At 30.5% G+C, this 18038-nt stretch carries 17 protein-coding genes; 4 read left to right on the top strand and 13 right to left on the bottom strand.

From position 1 onward, the window contains the following. Nucleotides 1-4 precede the first annotated feature (4 nt). The gene (locus ACKGJI_RS11395; RefSeq protein ID WP_458700438.1) at nt 5-961 is read right to left on the bottom strand and encodes a 4Fe-4S dicluster domain-containing protein; all 957 of its coding nucleotides are present in this window, start codon (nt 959-961) and stop codon (nt 5-7) included. Between the two features lie 147 nt (nt 962-1108). On the opposite strand from ACKGJI_RS11395, the gene phnD reads away from it, so the two are divergent. The 3 genes from phnD to ACKGJI_RS11380 all read left to right on the top strand — a co-directional run bounded on the left by phnD (nt 1109) and on the right by ACKGJI_RS11380 (nt 4809). Beyond that, entirely contained in the window at nt 1109-1975 is an 867-nt protein-coding gene (gene phnD, locus ACKGJI_RS11390) for a phosphate/phosphite/phosphonate ABC transporter substrate-binding protein (RefSeq protein ID WP_458700437.1), read from the top strand. A gap of 134 nt (nt 1976-2109) precedes the next feature. Then, entirely contained in the window at nt 2110-3453 is a 1344-nt protein-coding gene (locus tag ACKGJI_RS11385; protein ID WP_458700436.1) for a sensor histidine kinase, read from the top strand. Nucleotides 3454-3456: 3 nt separating this feature from the next. Next, nucleotides 3457-4809 carry a sigma-54-dependent transcriptional regulator gene (locus ACKGJI_RS11380; protein ID WP_458700435.1) on the top strand — a complete coding sequence of 451 codons (1353 nt, stop codon included), beginning with the start codon at nt 3457-3459 and terminating at the stop codon, nt 4807-4809. On the opposite strand, the gene ACKGJI_RS11375 is transcribed toward ACKGJI_RS11380, so the two are convergent. Genes ACKGJI_RS11375 through ACKGJI_RS11360 form a run of 4 tightly spaced genes read right to left on the bottom strand, consistent with a single transcriptional unit; the run spans nt 4806 to nt 8127 of the window. Beyond that, on the bottom strand, nt 4806-6110 hold the full coding sequence (locus ACKGJI_RS11375) for an APC family permease (protein WP_458700434.1): 1305 nt from the start codon (nt 6108-6110) through the stop codon (nt 4806-4808). The two genes, ACKGJI_RS11380 and ACKGJI_RS11375, sit on opposite strands and share 4 nt — an antisense overlap. Beyond that, complete coding sequence (locus ACKGJI_RS11370; RefSeq protein ID WP_458700433.1) at nt 6111-7361, bottom strand: arsenic transporter; 1251 nt, start codon at nt 7359-7361, stop codon at nt 6111-6113. It abuts the gene before it with no gap. Continuing rightward, entirely contained in the window at nt 7358-7756 is a 399-nt protein-coding gene (locus ACKGJI_RS11365) for an arsenate reductase ArsC (RefSeq protein ID WP_458700432.1), read from the bottom strand. Before ACKGJI_RS11365 ends, ACKGJI_RS11370 begins: the two co-directional genes overlap by 4 nt. A 59-nt stretch (nt 7757-7815) precedes the next feature. Continuing rightward, nucleotides 7816-8127 carry an ArsR/SmtB family transcription factor gene (locus ACKGJI_RS11360; protein WP_458700431.1) on the bottom strand — a complete coding sequence of 104 codons (312 nt, stop codon included), beginning with the start codon at nt 8125-8127 and terminating at the stop codon, nt 7816-7818. A gap of 149 nt (nt 8128-8276) precedes the next feature. On the opposite strand from ACKGJI_RS11360, the gene ACKGJI_RS11355 reads away from it, so the two are divergent. Then, nucleotides 8277-9047, top strand: coding sequence for a toxin-antitoxin system YwqK family antitoxin (locus ACKGJI_RS11355; RefSeq protein WP_458700430.1), 771 nt, complete (start codon nt 8277-8279; stop codon nt 9045-9047). On the opposite strand, the gene ACKGJI_RS11350 is transcribed toward ACKGJI_RS11355, so the two are convergent. From ACKGJI_RS11350 to ACKGJI_RS11315, 8 genes are read right to left on the bottom strand one after another with little or no spacing between them, the layout of a single operon-like run. Next, complete coding sequence (locus tag ACKGJI_RS11350) at nt 9044-9757, bottom strand: hypothetical protein (protein WP_458700429.1); 714 nt, start codon at nt 9755-9757, stop codon at nt 9044-9046. The two genes, ACKGJI_RS11355 and ACKGJI_RS11350, sit on opposite strands and share 4 nt — an antisense overlap. A gap of 3 nt (nt 9758-9760) precedes the next feature. Continuing rightward, on the bottom strand, nt 9761-10309 hold the full coding sequence (locus ACKGJI_RS11345) for a hypothetical protein (protein ID WP_458700428.1): 549 nt from the start codon (nt 10307-10309) through the stop codon (nt 9761-9763). After that, nucleotides 10309-10788, bottom strand: a complete 480-nt coding sequence (locus ACKGJI_RS11340) for a hypothetical protein (protein WP_458700427.1) — start codon at nt 10786-10788, stop codon at nt 10309-10311. The genes ACKGJI_RS11345 and ACKGJI_RS11340 overlap by 1 nt, the downstream gene beginning before the upstream one ends. Before the next feature lie 45 nt (nt 10789-10833). Beyond that, nucleotides 10834-13959, bottom strand: coding sequence for a hypothetical protein (locus ACKGJI_RS11335; protein ID WP_458700426.1), 3126 nt, complete (start codon nt 13957-13959; stop codon nt 10834-10836). Continuing rightward, complete coding sequence (locus tag ACKGJI_RS11330) at nt 13956-15038, bottom strand: tetratricopeptide repeat protein (protein WP_458700425.1); 1083 nt, start codon at nt 15036-15038, stop codon at nt 13956-13958. Before ACKGJI_RS11330 ends, ACKGJI_RS11335 begins: the two co-directional genes overlap by 4 nt. Beyond that, nucleotides 15035-16486, bottom strand: a complete 1452-nt coding sequence (locus tag ACKGJI_RS11325) for a tetratricopeptide repeat protein (protein WP_458700424.1) — start codon at nt 16484-16486, stop codon at nt 15035-15037. The genes ACKGJI_RS11330 and ACKGJI_RS11325 overlap by 4 nt, the downstream gene beginning before the upstream one ends. 2 nt (nt 16487-16488) lie before the next feature. Continuing rightward, nucleotides 16489-17028 (bottom strand): hypothetical protein, encoded by a 540-nt coding sequence (locus ACKGJI_RS11320; RefSeq protein WP_458700422.1) that lies wholly within the window; start codon nt 17026-17028, stop codon nt 16489-16491. Then, nucleotides 17022-18035 (bottom strand): hypothetical protein, encoded by a 1014-nt coding sequence (locus tag ACKGJI_RS11315; protein WP_458700421.1) that lies wholly within the window; start codon nt 18033-18035, stop codon nt 17022-17024. Before ACKGJI_RS11315 ends, ACKGJI_RS11320 begins: the two co-directional genes overlap by 7 nt. Between the last annotated feature and the right edge of the window lie 3 nt (nt 18036-18038).

The raw sequence follows: 18038 nt of genomic DNA, 5'->3' as shown, positions 1-18038 counted from the left end.
GTCCTTACTTAATGTAATACACATTAGGATGTGTACCCGCTGATTCTTTTAGTCTAAATGCATTTGGTAGTGCAATTAGTTCTGCTACTAAGCTTTCAGGATCGCTAGCGTCACCAAAATAAGTTGCTCTTCCTATACATGTAGTTGTACACTCTGGGAGCATTCCTTTTTCGATTCTAGGGATACAAAAGTGGCATTTTCTTGCATTTCCAATAGGAGATTCTTCACCTTCTCTTGCCCAAGATTTTGCATACTCAAATGAAGGTTCAGTTTCATAACGCATAGATTTTTCTTTACCAAGAAGTACGTTTGGAGCATCATCTGCATCATCAACATATTCTAGTCCAAAGTCAAATGTTCTTGCATTGTATGGACAAGCATTGATACAATATCTACAACCAATACATTGGTCATAGTCGATTGCAACTATACCATCAGGTCTTTTCCATGTTGCTTCAACTGGACAAACTGGAACACAAGGAGGTTCGTCACACTGCATACATGGGCGAGGTAATGTTTGATGTCCTACATTTGGGTAGCTTCCAACTTCTTGTTGAATTACTGGTCTATAAATTACCCCTGGAGGAAGTTTGTTCTCAGCTGCACAAGATACAGAACATGCATCACAACCGACACATTTTCTTAAATCTATAACCATATTCCAACGTCTTTGTTCAATTGGTTTTTTAAGTGCTCTTTGTAAATCCCTCATCATACGGATAAGAGAATCTTCTCCATCCACTTTTGGTGGCAAAACAAAAGGTTTGAAAGGCGTAGATTCATTTAAGTTACTACCTTCTTTCTTTGCATTGGCTGATACTGGTGCAAGTGCACTAGCAACTCCTGTAGCAATTAAACCACCGAAAATGCCTTTTGTAAACTTGTCTAGAAATTCTCTTCTAGACTCACTAGTCTCTAAAGTCAACTCTTGGTTAACTTCTAAAGGCTGCTCTTTGCTCATGGCAACTCCTTTAAAGCTAAATTTTAATAAAACTCTATATAATTGACTGAGTCAATCATAGCTTCCCTATATAGGGCAAAAACTGTTCCAACTTATAAAAAGCCCTATATTTAAGGGATTTGCAAGTAAAATAGAAGGATTTTATAAATGTCAATTGTTCAAATTTTTTCCATTGCTGGTAAAATTTTTACCACTTTATTTTTGGTTTTGTTTATGGTTTCTTCTGTTAATGCTAAGCAAATAGTATTTACATTCACTGGAACTACTTTAAAAGAGGATTTAAAAACTTATTTGCAGTGGAAACAGTATCTTGAAGAAAATTCTAAGTTACATGTAGATATCAAATTTGCAAGAACTTACGCAGAAGTAGTTTCTAGTATAAAAGATGATAAGTCTGATATTGCTTATGTTTGTGGGTCAACTTATACTATTTTAAAAGATAAAAAAAATGCAAAATTATTAGTTATTCCAGTTAGTAATGGAAAAGATATTTATTATGCTGATATTATAGCTTTGCAAGATAGTAAATTTAAAAGTTTATATGATTTCAAAGATAAAATTTTTGCTTTTACAGATCCAGAATCAACTTCAGGTGCGATATCTCCAACATATCATATATTGAAGAAGGGATATGATATAAATCATTTTTTTAAAAATTTGATTTATACTTATGACCATGGAGAGTCTATTGAAGCAGTTTTAAATGGTTTTGTAGATGGTGCTAGTATAGATAGTTTGGTTTTTACTCAATATGCAAAGAAGCATCCAGTTGAGATAAGAAAATTGAAAGTTGTTGAGAAATTAGGTCCTTATACAATTTCGCCAATAGTTGTGAGGCAAAATCTTGATGAAAAAACCTTCAATACTCTACAAGAGTTATTTATAAATATGAATAAAACAAAAGTAGGAAAAGAAATTTTGAAGCATTTAAATATAGATAAATTTGAAAAACCATCAAATCAAACATATACGCAAATATATGAAATGTTAGATTACATAAAAACTAAAAAGTGAAACACTTATGATTTTTATTAAAATCTCAAACAATAATGAAAATCTTGAGAGTTGCATTTCTTGTTTGAATGGGCAAAGCTTCAGTAAGAGGAATTTGCATTGAAGCTTTGCTTTAATGTAAAGGAGATTTACAGGTGAAAAAGTTTTTACAATATATTCACTCATTTTCTATTTATACAAAACTTGCTTTTTTGATTTTTGGTGTTATATTTATATTTTCTAGTACAGTAGTGTTTTTGACTATCGAAACTGCAAAAAATCAAACAAATGAAATTATTTCTGAAATGATTCAGAGCAATATTAACTCAAATAAAGACTTTTTAGCGGATGCAATTTTAGCAAGGGATAATTGGGCTTTATTTAAGTTTGTAAAATCTTTATCAAAAAATAGTGTTGTAAGTGATGCGGGAATTATCGATACAAATAATATAGTTTTAGCTCATACTGATACAAAGACCCATAAAGTAGGTACTATATTGGATGATAAACAAAACCATACTATAACAGAGTTTAGAAAAGATGGTGTTTTGCTTGGATATTTTGTTTTAGATATAGAGAAAAAATCAATAAAAAATATTTTAGAAAAGAATTTTTCCAATAATTTTTTATTTATGACTTTAGCAGCTTTAGTTTCTTTTTTGATTGCAATATTTTTTATGAAAAATTTACTTGATAGACTTGATATACTTGTTTATAATGCAAAAGCAATTTCTTTAAAAAAGTGGGATGATATAAAAGAGATAAAAAGTGTAGAAAATGATGAAATAACAATACTAATTATTACTATTACAGAGCTAATGAAAGAGATGAAAAGAGTAACTGAACAAGAAAAAATCACTCATTCTCTTCAAAGTGTAGGAGAAATTAGCTCTTTATTTGCCCATGAAATAAAAAATCTTTTACAACCTTTGAAACTTTTGTTAGAAGAAGATGATGAACTAACAAATGAAGATATGAAAATCATACACACTACACTAAATCGTATGGATGCACAAGTGGTTGATTTTTTATCATTAGGAAAACCTTTGGACATACAAGAAAATGAAACTTTACATGTAAAGGATATCATGAATGAAATTTGTAGTATAGTTAAACCTAGAGCAGATGAAAAAAATATAGAGATAATATCAAAAATTGATGATATGAAAATAAATATAAGCAAAAACTCAATAGAAATGATTTTAATGAATCTTATATCTAATTCTATCGAAGTGTTAGATGATGGTGGTAAGATTAGTATAGATTGGCAAAAACAAAAAAATGGAATGAGTCTTTTGAAAATACAAGATAGTGGTCCTGGAATTCCTAGTGAAATTAAAGAAAAGATATTTAAACCATTTTTTACAACAAAAAAGAATGGCTCAGGACTAGGACTTTTTACGGTATATAAGATAGTATATCTCTCAGGTGGACATATGCATCTTGGAGTTGAAGAAAAAACAACTTTTCGAGTATATTTACCAGTTATTAAGGAGTAATAGTTGAAAATAGCAGTAATAGATGATCAAAAAGAAGTAAGGTATTCTGTATCTAGGATTTTAAAAAAAGATAAACATACAGTATTTACATTTGATGGTTTTGAAGAAAATTTATCTAATACGATTATTGAAGAGTGTATTGATTTATTGATAATAGATGTAATGTTAAGTGATGATTTTTCTGGTATAGATTTGATAAAAAATTTTAGAAGTGAAAATATAAAACTTCCTATTATACTAATGACTGCATATACAACCCCTACAAATATGATTGAAGCCTCAAAAATCGGGGTAAAAGATATATTGCAAAAGCCATTTACATCAGAAGCGCTTAGAAAGTTTGTACAAAAATACAATATAGCAAAAAGTGAAAACATTATACTTACAAAGCAGATAAATGATGAGTTTGTTGGTTCTTTTGAAACAATGAAAGATATATATAGTAAAATTGGAATTGCAGCAAATAATGATTTACCTGTTATAATTTTAGGAGACACAGGTACTGGTAAAGAGCTCATAGCAAATCTTATACATAAAAATTCATTAAATAATCAATCTGATATGTTAGCTATAAACTGTGCTTCTATACCAAAAGAATTATTTGAATCTCAGCTTTTTGGGCATGAAAAGGGAGCTTTTACTGATGCAAAAACAGTTCATATTGGATTTGCTCAGAGTGTTGGTGAGGGTACACTTTTTTTAGATGAGATTGGAGAATTGGATTTAGCTTTACAAAGTAAACTTCTTAGATTTTTAGAAAATAAAACATTTAAAAGAGTTGGAGGAAATGAGGATATACTATTTAAAGGTAGGATTATATCAGCTACAAATATAGATATAAACAAACATATAACAAATGGTAGTTTTAGGGAAGATTTGTTTTATAGACTCTCTATGATAAGCATAGAAGTACCATCTCTAAAAGATAGAAAACAAGATATACCCATACTAGTAGAACACTTTATAAAAAAAGCAAATCATGATTTAAATTTAGATATAAAAGGAATTTCTGATGAAGCTATGGAGGTCCTAAAAAATAGGGATTATAAAGGGAATATTAGAGAACTTAGAAATATTGTTTATAACTGTGTTTTAGATGCTAGAGAAAATATAATAAAAAAAGAAAATATCAAAATATTTTCTCAAAAACATAACTTTGCAGATTTGACAACTATCGTAGCTGAAATGTTAGAAAAAGAAGGTATGGAAAATGCAAGATCGGTCTTAGAAAAACTAGAAAAATCATTTTATTCTGCACTTTTGATTAAAACAGACAATATAACCCACCTTGCTAATTATCTTTCTGTTTCAAGAAGTACTTTAAGAAAAATTTTACAAAAGTATGATTTGACTTAGGTTTTGTTATGAAATTTTGAAAACAACCAAGATGCAAAAGTCAGCAAAACATAAAGCAAACAGATAAAATACATCTGTTCTATTTTATTGGTAAATTCATAATATAAAATCAAAATAGCACCTAAAACAAGCCCTACTAGAGAGGTTATAGTAATAAAAAAAGATGAATTAGTTTTTTTGTAGATTTTAAGATTTGCAATGGCCATGAGTAAAGATACAAGCAAAAATGTGATACTACCAAACTCTAAGATGACTTCTAGGTTTCCTATGAGTATCAATGAAAAAGCAAATACTGACATAGTGATGATGGAATATATAGGAATAGAGTTCTTTCTTTTTGCTAAAAATGCCGGCATATAACCATCCATTGCTATAACTGACATCTGTCTAGATGAGCCAAAGAGAGTTCCACTAATAGCACTGCTTGTTGCTAAAAGAGCTCCTGTGATTACTAGATTGGCTCCTAATTGACCTATAACTTGTTTTGCACCTGAAGCTAGAGCATACTCTTTGTTTTTGATGATATCATCAAATGGAATAGCTAAAATTGCACCAAGAGAGATGATAACATAGATAAGTATCGCTAAAAATATCGCGCTATATATTGCTTTTGGGATATTTGTTTCTGGTGAGCTCATTTCATTTACCGCATTTATAACTAGCTGAAATCCTTCATAAGCTACAAATGTTATAGAAGCTACTACCAAAATAGAGAGTATCGTGACATCGTGAGTGCTCTCAAATAGTTTTGGTAAAGTTGTTGTTGGATGACTTATGAGGATAAAAGATATGATTGCAAGTATAACTAATTTGGTATATACCATGATATCTTCTACTTTTCCCATACCTTTTACGCTCCAAAGATTGATAAGTGTAAAAATGAGTATGATGCCACCTGCTACTGCTTTTCTTATCAAAATGTTATTAGCAAACTCAAAACTGCTTATAGCGTACGAAGAGAAAGTATAAGCATAAAGTGCTAATGTACTGATATATCCAAAGATAACCCACCAGCCTATCAATGATGCTGCAAAGTGAGAATTTGGAAATGTGTTTTTAAAAAAAGAGTAAGTTGCCCCTTCATCTTTATAATAAACTCCAAGTTTTATGTAAGAGTATGCTGCAAACGAAGCAATTACTCCTCCAAGTATGATTGCTATTGGCGTAAAAACACCAACCATAGAAACAGAGATACCCAAAACTGTAAAGATACCACCACCAACCATGCCACCAAGTGCTATCGCTATAAGCTCAGGTACTCCTAAAGTTTTTTCTCTATTTCTATGTATACTTCTTGACACTTATAATCCTAATAATGCTACAAACAAAACAGGAATTGTAATCACAACTCCAACTCTCATATACTCACCCCAGCCAATGATAACGCCTTTTTGCTTAAGTACATGTAGCCATAGTAAAGTCGCAAGTGAGCCAATAGGTGTCATTTTAGGGCCTAAGTTACTTCCTAGTATATTTGCGTATGCCAAAAAAGTATCACCTGTTTTATCGATGGCGATATCCATTATCATGATTGTTGGCATATTGTTCATGATTGAACTTAAAAATGCACTTATAAAACCAGTTGCTATGATGTAAGTTTGTTCTCCATAAGGTTTAATAGCAATTAAGACATCTGCAATAGCATCTGTCATACCACCATTTTTAAGGCCATAAACAACAACATACAAGCCTATACTAAACCAAACTACTTGCCAAGGTGCAGTTTTTATAATCTCTTTTGGTTTTACTGCTTTAAAATACTTAGCGATTGCTAAAAAGACTAAAGCACCACCAAGAGCGAAAAGTGAGATTGGAAGATGGTAAATATCTCCTACAAAATAAGATGCCATCAAAAAAATCAAAAACCACCAACTTAGCTTAAACATTGCCATATTTTTGATAACACTTTTAGCCTCGGGTAGCTCTTCAATGTTTACATGTAAAGGAATAGACTTTCTAAAATATATAAACAAAATAACAATAGAAGCTACGATAGAGAGCAAGTTTGGTAAAAACATATTTTGAGCGTACTCTAAAAATCCTATGTTAAAATAATTTGCTGTTACTATGTTTGTAAGGTTTGAGATAACAAGTGGATTTGAGGCACTATCACCTATAAAACCTCCTGCCATCAAAAAAGCAAATATAGCTAACTTATCCATCTTTAAGTGTTTCATCTTCGCTAAAAGAATAGGAGTTAAGATAAGAGCTGCTCCATCGTTTGCAAATAAAGCAGCTACTAAAGCTCCTAATATGAGGATATATACAAACATTAATCTTCCATTTCCACCACTAAATTTCGCCATTTTGATTGCAGACCATTCAAAAAAGCCTATCTCATCTAGTATCATTGAAAGTATGATGATACCAATAAAAGCCAATGTAGCATCCCAAACTATGCCAGTTACTATCCATACATCATTTAAACTAACGACTCCAACTATAAGAGCAACAATAGCTCCTATGATAGCAGTTGTACCTATCTGCAAGCCTTTTGGTTGCCAAATCACAAATATAAGCGTAATTAAAAATATAATTCCAGCCAGTATCACGTTAATGCCTCTTTGATTTTAGGTAGTAGTTCATTTTTTATCTCTTCATATGTTTTTTCAAACTCCTCATAATCTAATCCATCAGGATCACTAAATCCTACATGTATTTTATTGACTGGCTTTGGAAACATAGGACAAGTCTCTTTGGCATGGTCGCATACTGTTACAACCAAATCAAAGTCTACATGTAAAACATCATCTAAGTGTTTTGAGTAGTATTCATCACTCCAAATACCATATTTTTGCAAAACTTTTTTTGCATTTTCATTTACTTTACCACTAGGATTTACACCAGCACTATATGCTTTAATGCCATCTAAGTTTGCATTAATTAGAGCTTCCCCTATGATACTTCTGCAACTATTTCCTGTACACATCACTAAAACTTTTTTCATTTTTTGTTTCCTTTAATTTGGTTAAATTCTTTGCACTAAAGCTAATGCTTTGCATAGAATTATTCAATACCACAAGCTTTTTGAAGCTTTGGTATTTCAATATCTAGATATTCGATTTCTTCAAGAACAGCTTGTCTAAATTTATCAAGAGGATTTCTAATGCTATAATAGGCCCATCTTCCTCGTCTTTCAACTTTTAAAAAACCACCATCTTTTAAGATTTTAAGATGTCTAGAAATTCGTGATTGAATCATATCAAATGAGCATTCGATGTCACAAACACAAACTTCACTGTTTTTTTGTATAAATTTTAAAATTCTAACTCTTGTTTCATCGTTTACTGAGCCAACAGTAGATAAAAATGTATCCATAAAAACTCCTTTTAGAGAATATTAGCATAAGTATCTAAATAAATCAATATATCTTGATTTGTGTAATCAAATTGTAATAATTAGCAAGAAGATAAAAGAAGTTGTTTTATTGTATAATTCTTCAAATGCCCATCATTTAAAGGATATACATGAAATTTTTGTTATCAATATTGCTTCTTACATCTTTACTTTTTAGCATGTCTTTAAAACAAGCTAATAACTCAGACTTGCTTTTAGTTGTGAAGAATTATGTTTTAAAAAAGTATACATTAAAAACACCTAAATATGAGTTTTACATTGAACCATCTTATCTAAATATAGATGGTAAATTTGCGATGCTTTCAGCAACTCCACTTTATGAAGATGGCTCAAATATATCAACTGAATATTTTGAAGATATAGTTTTTGTTTTGTGCTTAGAAAAAAAAGAAGGTAAATGGGAGATTATTTATGATTTAAGTCGTAATGATGTACCTTCATTCAAAGAGATGAAAGAGATAAAAAAAGATTTTCCTAAAGATTTTCCAAAAAAACTTTTACCAGATTTTTGGAGAAAAAAATTTAGTACAATTTGGATAAACATAGAAGATAAAAATCCAAATGTTGTTTTTGAAGAAGATGGAAAAGTTTATGTACAAAACTCTTTATTAAAAGATGGAAATTATGAGCTTATTATGGATGATGATTTTATTTGGACAAGATTTACTATAAAAAATGGTAAATTAAGTGGTAAATACGAAGAATATTTTGATGAGAGTACGCTCTCTTCTATTGGTTTTTATAAAAATGGAAAACCAGAAGGTGAATCAAAAAATTTTTATGATAGTGGTGAAGTTTGGTTTGTTCAACACTATAAAAATGGTAAACTTTTAAATCAAATCACTTATGATAAAGATGGTAAGGTTATAGTGAAAAATTAAATTTTTTCGCAATCAAGATTAAAAAATTGTTTTGCATTGTATGGTATTTGAGAGGGATTTAAACTTATGTTTTTTAGTCCCATAGCTTTTAATAATTTTGAATGAGATTTAAAAAGAGGTATATCATTTGATGCAGAAAATTGTCTTAAAAGAGCAATGCTCTCTTTAGAGTAGGGTATATCTTTAGCCAGTCTTTCATAAGCTTTATCAGGTCTGTTCTCCATCATCAATAAGTTTGCTTCAAAAATAGCTAAAGTCTCTAAATTCACCTTGCTATTTTTAGTATATTTTTTAAATAATTCTATTATTTTTTTGTGCTCATCCATCATCTTGATATCTGAAGTAGAAAATATATAACTAACAGCCAAGACCATTGTTGCCATATCTATGCTACGCTTTTCTTTTACGATAGAACTAAAAATCATCCCATCAAAGCAATTTACATAATCATAACGCAATATATCACTATATGGCTTATTGTCTATATTTTCTCTATACAATATCCTACTTTGAGAAGGATTTTTGGATATAGTTTCTCGTAATAGCACTAAGCCTAAATCTTCTTTGTTATCTTTAAGTAAATTAAGAGATGTATAAAAATCTTTTTCTATATTTTCGTGAGTATCTTTAGGTTCTAAAAGATTAAAGTACTGAACACCAAAAGCAATGAGAAAAATAGAAATAATAGAAAATATAGTTTTTAGTAGCATATACTACTCACCTTCAAATTTTGTAAACACTAACCAAATAGGCAAAACAATACCGATAACACCAAAACCAATATAGTCTATATACCCCAAACTCTCTTCAAAATAGAACATAATAGAGTATGACACAGTTATGGTTAATGCTATTACTATTTTGATTTTTCTAGCTGTTTTTAGTGTGTTAGTCATATACTTTTCTAAAGATTTTTTTTGAATCTCATTTGGTTCAAATTCATCTTCAAACTCACCTATGAGAGTATAATCTCTGTCTATCATACTATCATGCATCTGTGCTTTGTATATACGATATAGTAAAAACAGCAAGATAGTACTATAAACACCATATGCAAAAAGAGAAACATTGTTATCTAAGAAGAAAATAACTACTTCAAAAACAATAAAAAATATATATGGACCTATAGTTTTACCTTCATATATGTTCTTGCTATGCTCACAGCTATCGCAAACATAAAAACCCTCTTTACCCCAACCTCTAGCAGTATAAAGGTCACTCATGATTCCAGTTTTACACTTTGGACATTTTCTTTGTAGCATTACCAATCCACTCCTAAAAATATGTATAATAAAACACTAGATACAGCACACAAACATAGTAAAAAAAATATTGGATTTATTTTTTGTTTTACTGAAGCATATATATAAAACACAACTAATAAAACAACCATAAAAATTTGAGTAATCAAGTTGTTTGATAGCTGGAAGTAAGTATTTAACCAAGCAAACAAAAAGACAATAGCATTAAAAGCCAATATAGTTGTGAAGAGCTTTTTCCAAGCCACTTCTTTTTTTAGTTCTATAAAACTAAATTGTCCGATACTCCCTATAAAAAGCATTAAACTGATTAAGATTAAAACAGATATAAAAAGCATAAGAGGAGCTTGAAGTAGCCAAGATATATCTTGGTCAAACTCATTCATCGTTGAGACAAATCGTACCTCATGGAACATCCAATACCCACTCAATAAAAGCCCAATGAAAGAAGCTAGTATAAGTGTTACCGTGTTTTGTTGCATTTTTATCCTTCTATTGTAATGTTATTAAAATAATTAGTGTAATTATCACATACTTTCTTCGCATATCACTACCTCTCCTTCAGATTTACTCTCATCATCATAAATCAATTTTAATTTATCATAAAAAGGGTCTGTATAAACACCAAATTCCTTTACGGTTTCATAATAGTCTTCATTAAAGTAACTCTTTAATCCACTTTTTGTTTTTGTATATTTCTTTAGATCTATATCTCCATGAATATAATACTTTTTCCCGCATAAATTTACTTCTAAATCAAAAGGGGCATAGTCAGGTTCATAATAGTCACAAGCTGTCATTTCATGCACATAGTTATGAGTATATATTTTTTTCCCCATATTAGATGGAATTATGTGAAGTTCATACCAACAACTTCCTTGTTTATTTGAGTTGCTATTAGAATAAGATTGTTTAGATTGAGGAATTTGTACCCCGTAGTTTATAGTTGACTGTGTTGCCCATTTCTCTTCTTCTGAGTCATCATCTTCTTTCCAAGAATCATCTTGCAGTTGATATGATTTAGTAGATTTTTGATACTCCCTAGCACCTTCTTGCATAGCTTTTCCTGCTATTGCAAAACCCTCTGCCAGTCCACTCCAAAACTCTTCATCTTCTCTATCCATACGAGCCATAGCTTCTTTACTTCTTTGGATACTAGCCATAGCTTCTGCATATTGACGGTCATATTCATCTAGTTCTTTAAGGCTATCTTCTCCTGCTTCAAAAACTGTATCGAGTTCAGATGTGGTAGTTTTAGTTCCTTGAGATTTTTTCTTTTCTTTGTCCATTTTAGCTCGCAGTTTATCGATTGCACTCATCTTCTTTTTTTGGGATTTTTTTATATTGACACTTACACTTTGATGTGCTACAATTTTTCCTTTTTTGATAGCTCTCACTGAAATTTGGTGTCTTCCCGTTCCTACAAAATCGTCAAAATGAATCCAAACTGATTGAAGTTTTGAAGCATCTGCGCTGCTTGATTTTATTTTATCTCCATTTAAAAACCACTCTATTGTATATGAACTATCCCAGTCGCCTATAGGATTTATTCCAAATATATATTTTTTATCTTTTTTTACAGCACTACTAGAAACCATTTTCATTGAACTATTTAGTATTATAATTGGGCTCATGCCAAATGTTTGGTTTACTCTTACATCTGCTGTTGTAAAATCCATCTGTTTTCCATTTTCATTGAAAATTCTAAAAATTATCTGATAATCTCCATTTTTCATATTGTTTGTAAAAGCGAGTCTATTTGCATTTGCATTGGTTGCAGAAATCTTTTTATATTTTTTTATAAGTTTTCCAGCTTGTCTAATTTCCCAATTAGTATCATAGGAAGGCTTCCAAGTGTCTGTTCTTTGAATGTAAAAGTAGAGCCTATCTCCTTTTTTTACATTATCTAAGATAGTATAGCTTTTGCCATTGCTAGATTTTGCTTTTGTATTTATTGCTCCTAGATTTATCTTTTCTGCTCTTTTGACATACTCATCAAATCTTTTTCTGTTTTTTTCATCATCTTTTTCTAAAACCTGTTTGTTTTGATAGTTTTCTACTATTGTTGTAGTTGTTTTTGCTCCCTCTTCAATCGCCTCTTTACCTTGAAGGAGTGGGTCAATAGCCATAGCTTTTACGCTCTGTCCTGCAATATCTGAAAAAACCATAGTAGTTATCATAGCTGGGCTTATGTGTTCACCTCTTTGTATGGCTTTGAGTATCGTAGTTTTTGCTTTTTTATCAGCTGTATTATAGTTTTCCAAAGTATCTATGATAGGAATAGGCGCCAATTCAAGTAAAGCTACACTAGCACCCTTTAAAGCCTTCATTGAAAGACTATCTTTTTTGTTGATATTTATGAGTAGATGTTCTCCTCTGCTTGCTTTTCCCAATTGTTCATTTATACTCATAACATCCCCAACCAGACCAAAAGCATCACCCACCTTTGCCAACTTTGAACCCTTTACATGTAAAGAGTTTTGAGAAGTTGGTCTTTCTACTTTCATAGCTTTGTTTATGTCTTTTACCGTACTATCTGAAACTCCATTAGCATTTTTTATCCTCTCTAAAAATTCACCTTTTTGAGAAGAATTAAGTCCATCTGTTACTTTTACTATCCTTCTTTTTATCTCTTTTGCATTTTGTGGCTCTTCAGTAGCTTGAATCGAAAGCAATAAGGCTTCATTTAGTTTTGATTGTGAACTTAGATGTTTATTTGAAGCATTTACAGTTGCTGAAAGTATAGCTCTTTTTTGAGCTGATACCTCTAGGTTTGGAGCTCTAGTTTTTGCATTGTGTGGTAAATCTGAAGAGGCTATATCAACTCCTAAAGCTTGTGCTAGTCTATTGTTTGCATCAATTGACCTATCTTGGTATTTAGAATTTTGAGCATTTATCTGCTGAAGTTTTGCTTCTTTAAGTTGCCTTTGTTTCCACTCTTTTGTACCTTTTTTGTTGAAGTTGGGGTCTTTTTTCATCTCCATCAACTCTTCTGAAAGCTTTATACTTTTTACCTTTTTTTTGTTTATAAAATCATCCATTTCATCTTTATAAGCGGCTATCTCTTTTGGTGTAGGTTGTTCACCTCTTCTTGTTTTTATCTCATATCTTGCGGCATCTGCTCTACTGTAAGCATCATTTTGTGTTTTAGAAATCTTTTTAAAAGTCTCTTCATCTACTCCATTTGGGTCAACCATAAAGTCTATATCGTTTATTTGAGTCCAATTGCTACCTTTAGGTACATCTAAACCTTTATCGATTAAGTGTGCTTCGAACTCTTTATTAAAATCATTTTGAATAGCTTTTACTTGCTCTAGAGAAGTTGCATTTGTTATAAAATCACTATCTGTTCCAGCATCAAAAGCTTTACCCATTCTTGGTTGGACATCCATCTTGGCACCATTTTGCTTTGAAACTTTTTTCCCTAAATCTTCAACAAAATTAGTATAGTAGTTTTGAGCTTTTTGGTAAGTTCTATTTGAGATTTGTCCTTTTATTCTCATTTGATTTATAACTGCATTTTTTTGGAGGATAAGAGCTTTTTGTTTATCTGATGCATCACCACGATTAAGTTGATACATTGCATCTAAAAGAGCATCATCCCATGCAAACAGATTGATTGTAAGTATAAAAATTAAAAATATTTTTTTCATTTTATAGCTCCCTTGTACTTTGCCAAAAGAAATTCAAAATATTTTCTCTTTTTGTTATCTTCACTTTTCTCAATCAACCATTCTATTACATCAATAGCTTCTTTTTTCCAGCCCATCTTATTGTATATAACTGCTCGTATAAACCACATATCTTTATTGTATTCATCATATTTTGAAAGTACGTTTTTAAAATAACCCAATAAAGGGTCTGCTTTATTAAGTGCTAAATAACTTACAGCAAAAGGATATAAAGTCATATAGTTCATTGCCTCTTTTTTATATGTTTTAAATATCCACTTGTATCTAACTATGGCTTCTTCATAGCGACCCAAATTGAAAAGAGTTTGTGCTACCATCAACTGTGCAGGATCGTTTTTAGGACGAATTATGATAGCTTGTATAAAAGAAGTTAGTGCAAGTTCTAACTGCAGATGTGTTTTTGTCTCACTTAAAATCATTCCTTTTAAAAACCACAAATCGCTTCTATTTGGTTCTATATTTATAGCGCTATCTATATTAAAAAGAGCCTTGTGATACATATATGGTTTTTTAGTCTCTTTCCAAGTTTTGTAGTACCGTAAAGATTTATTGTAAAGTTCATCTACAAACTCTGGATAAGCATCTTCTACAACTATCTCTTTTTTAGTCATAGTATGCATTTTTTCTAGACCATTTGTTACTAATTTTTCATACAAATATTTATCATTTTTGGTTAAAACTAAGATTTTATCTACTATCTCTTTGGCTTTATTATAATCCCCTTTTTTTATAAATGCAGTTGCATATGGTACCAATATCTCTTCATCATCATAAGGGTATTCTTCAAATATAATTTCAATTTCCCTTATGGCTAAATCTGGCTCCATTTGCATAAGAGACTCACTCATAGAAGCTAACCCAAAGTACCTTGATTGATCATCTAGTGTATCGTCGTACATTATCTTTTTGTACAATTTTAGAGATAAAAGATAATTTCCATTTTGATAAGCTTCATCTGCTTGTTGAGCTATACTTTTTTCTTGTGCATTTAAACAAGTCGCCATTAAAAAAATGATAATAACTTTAAAAAATCTTTTCATAATCTCTCTTCTATCATAAGTTTTTCTTCAAATCTATTGATTTTTTCTCCAAATAGACTTTTCATATTTATCCAACCTTTCCAGCCGTCATTATTGGCATTGTCGCACCCCATTCGGATATATACTGCTTCTTTTGAAGCTTTACTAGATTGTGCGATGCCATTTTCGTTTATATAAAAACTTGAAGTAAATCCTCCATAATTTTTATACCAATATTGTTCATCTTTATAGTTTTTATTTTTATATTGACTAATAAACTTGTTTATGGTTGTTCCTATAGAGAACATACATCTTTCTTTGTTCCTAAACTTCCCTGTTGCTATGATTTCATATAGAGTATTTGTTAAAACTGATGTTTTTACAATATAGTCTTGAAATAGTGATGATGGATTTATAGGTTTTACTTTATAGTAATCATTAAACTTTACTCTTTTATCTCTATATGGTTTTAGCAAGTTAAATCCAAAAGGACTCATGTAGTTAGCTTTAACTCCAATATCTTTTCCAAAATAGCTCTCAAAAAATGGTTCTTTTTCAATAGCCTCTGCTATAGCTAACTCTTTTGATGCAAAATCTTCAACCATAACTGTTCCAAAAACTCCACTGCATTTTGTACTATGTCTTATGCCTTGTAGGTTATCTATTCCTGTTATTATTTCTTGTCTATTTGGAAGAGTTGGTGATTTTTTAACTCCAAAATCTACATATTTTAATACTACTCCATAGGAGTCTTTTTCTGTTTTTACATTTCTTGCACCTAATCTTTTCATATAACCGTTCATATGGTTTTTACACTGTTGAGTAGTGTCGAATTCGGCATGAGCTTTGATTTTATATAGCGTATGACTTACGGGTGTTAAAAAAGCTGTGATTTTGTTTGTTATCTTATCTCTTTTTGTTGCATACTTTGGATTTACTTTTTTCAATACATACCGAATATTCGCATGATTAGTATGAATTTGAGCATAGTCATCATAATATTGGTCTTCATTTACCAATTCATCAGGAAAAACATCTCCTAGTATAAAACCAAATGCTTTTTTTTCAACACTTGTATTTTTTAAATCCTCATATCTTGCTTTTGTATAAAACTCTATCTTTGGTTCTAAAAACTTTACAATGTTTACCGACTGCTTATCTCCACTTTTTTTAGCTAAAAGAGCCCATTTATATGAAGCAAGATAGTTTTTTTCTACACCATCTCCTTGGAAATACATTTTTGATAACCAATTTTTAGCTGAGTTGTTTCCACCACTTGCAGCTGCATGAAGCCATCTAAAGGCTTTTTCTAGATCTTGCTGAATTACATCACCAGCATAATAGTTTTGTCCTAAATATGCCATTGAGTGTACATCACCATTTTTTGCTTTTTGCACATATTTTTGTATGTCTAGTGACCAACTATTTATCACTATTAAACCAGCGATAATTAAAAATATACGGCCCATACTTAAAGTTTCTTCAATGCTTTAACAATGTTGATAGGTAACTCGTAAGGAATTTTTGTTTTTGTATGGTCTTTGTATAGTTTCAAAGTGTAGTCATACTGTGCATATGCCTCAATAGCATTTAATTCAAACTCTTCTAAATCTAACTTTGTCATTGTTCCTACTTCGATAGCACTTTTCATAAAAGGAAGAAGTTTTTCAAAAAAATTAACTTGCTCAATTGAGATATTTAGTAAAGCTGAAACATAATTTATACTATCTTCAAATTTCACATTGCTCATATCTTTTGGGTTCTCTTCGGCTTTCCATTCGTACTCTATGTCTAACTTCTCTTTTCTAGCTTTAAAAAGCTTTTGATTCCAATAGGTCAAATCTGATAAAGCGACTATACCAAGCTTAAACTCTTTATGCTTTTGTTTTAGTATGTTTTCTGTCTTCTCTATCTTTTTTATGATCCACTCATGCTTGAGCTCTATTGCATCTAAACTTACTGCTAAAACTGCTACATGTAAACAAACTAGCAAAGTAATGATTCTTACCATTGAAAATCCTTCATCATATATTTTTTACCATCAAAATCAAACAAAAATTTAGGCTTATGTTCAAATTGAGCCTCTTTTAATCTAAACTTTTTTATGTTGATAATCTTTAAAAGTTTTTCTCTATCACTAAAAATAGGTATATCTTTTATGCTTGAAAAATAACTAAGTGCTTGAAGTGCTTTTGAGTGATAAGGAGTATTGTTTTCTAAAATTCTATATGCTTCATCATCACGTCCACGACTAAGAAGATAATTGGTTTCAAATAAAGCTAAAAGTTCTTGATTTTCTTTAGTGTTATTTTTAAGGTTTTGTAACATCAAATCACGAAAGAGCTCCATAAAAGGAAGATGTTTGTTTGCAAAGTTTTTATATGAAGAGAAAAATATATATGTAATAGCAGAGTCTTGCATATACTTATCAATAAGCCCTTGTTTTGCTAATTCTTTAAACACCATCAAATCGACAAAACGGTTATATCCTTGTTTAAGTACACTTGTATATTTACTTTTATTTGGGTCTAAATAGAGTCTATGGTAACTATTTTTAAACTCTTTTGGGTCTTTTTTTATTAACTTTTTAAGCTCTTTCAAGCCTTCTTCTTCACTCTTTGTGACTATTGTTGCAATAGCACTCATAATCTCTTTTTGTATATCTACATGCATAGTTTTTAAGCTAGTAACCTTACCACCTTTGGTTGCAAGTGTGACATAAACTCTCTCACCTACTTTAGGATAATAGTACTTCTCTCCACCTACAAAATGTTTATCAGTAGCCGAGTAGCACCATCCTTTAAACTGATTCTGTGGTGTTACTTTACCGTCACTTTTGAGGAGTTGAAATGTAATCTCTTTTTTAATTTTATACTCTGTCTTATTTGTAACTTTTACATGTAAAATTAAAGCCTCTGCTTTAATTTGTGATTTATATACCATCTTCTCATAATACTTTGGCGGCATTATTCCAAAACATAAAGAACTAATCAAAAATAGGTATATAAAATACTTCATAAT

The organism is Sulfurospirillum sp. 1307, assembly GCF_054408545.1.
This window is presented reverse-complemented; position numbering and strand designations above follow the sequence as displayed.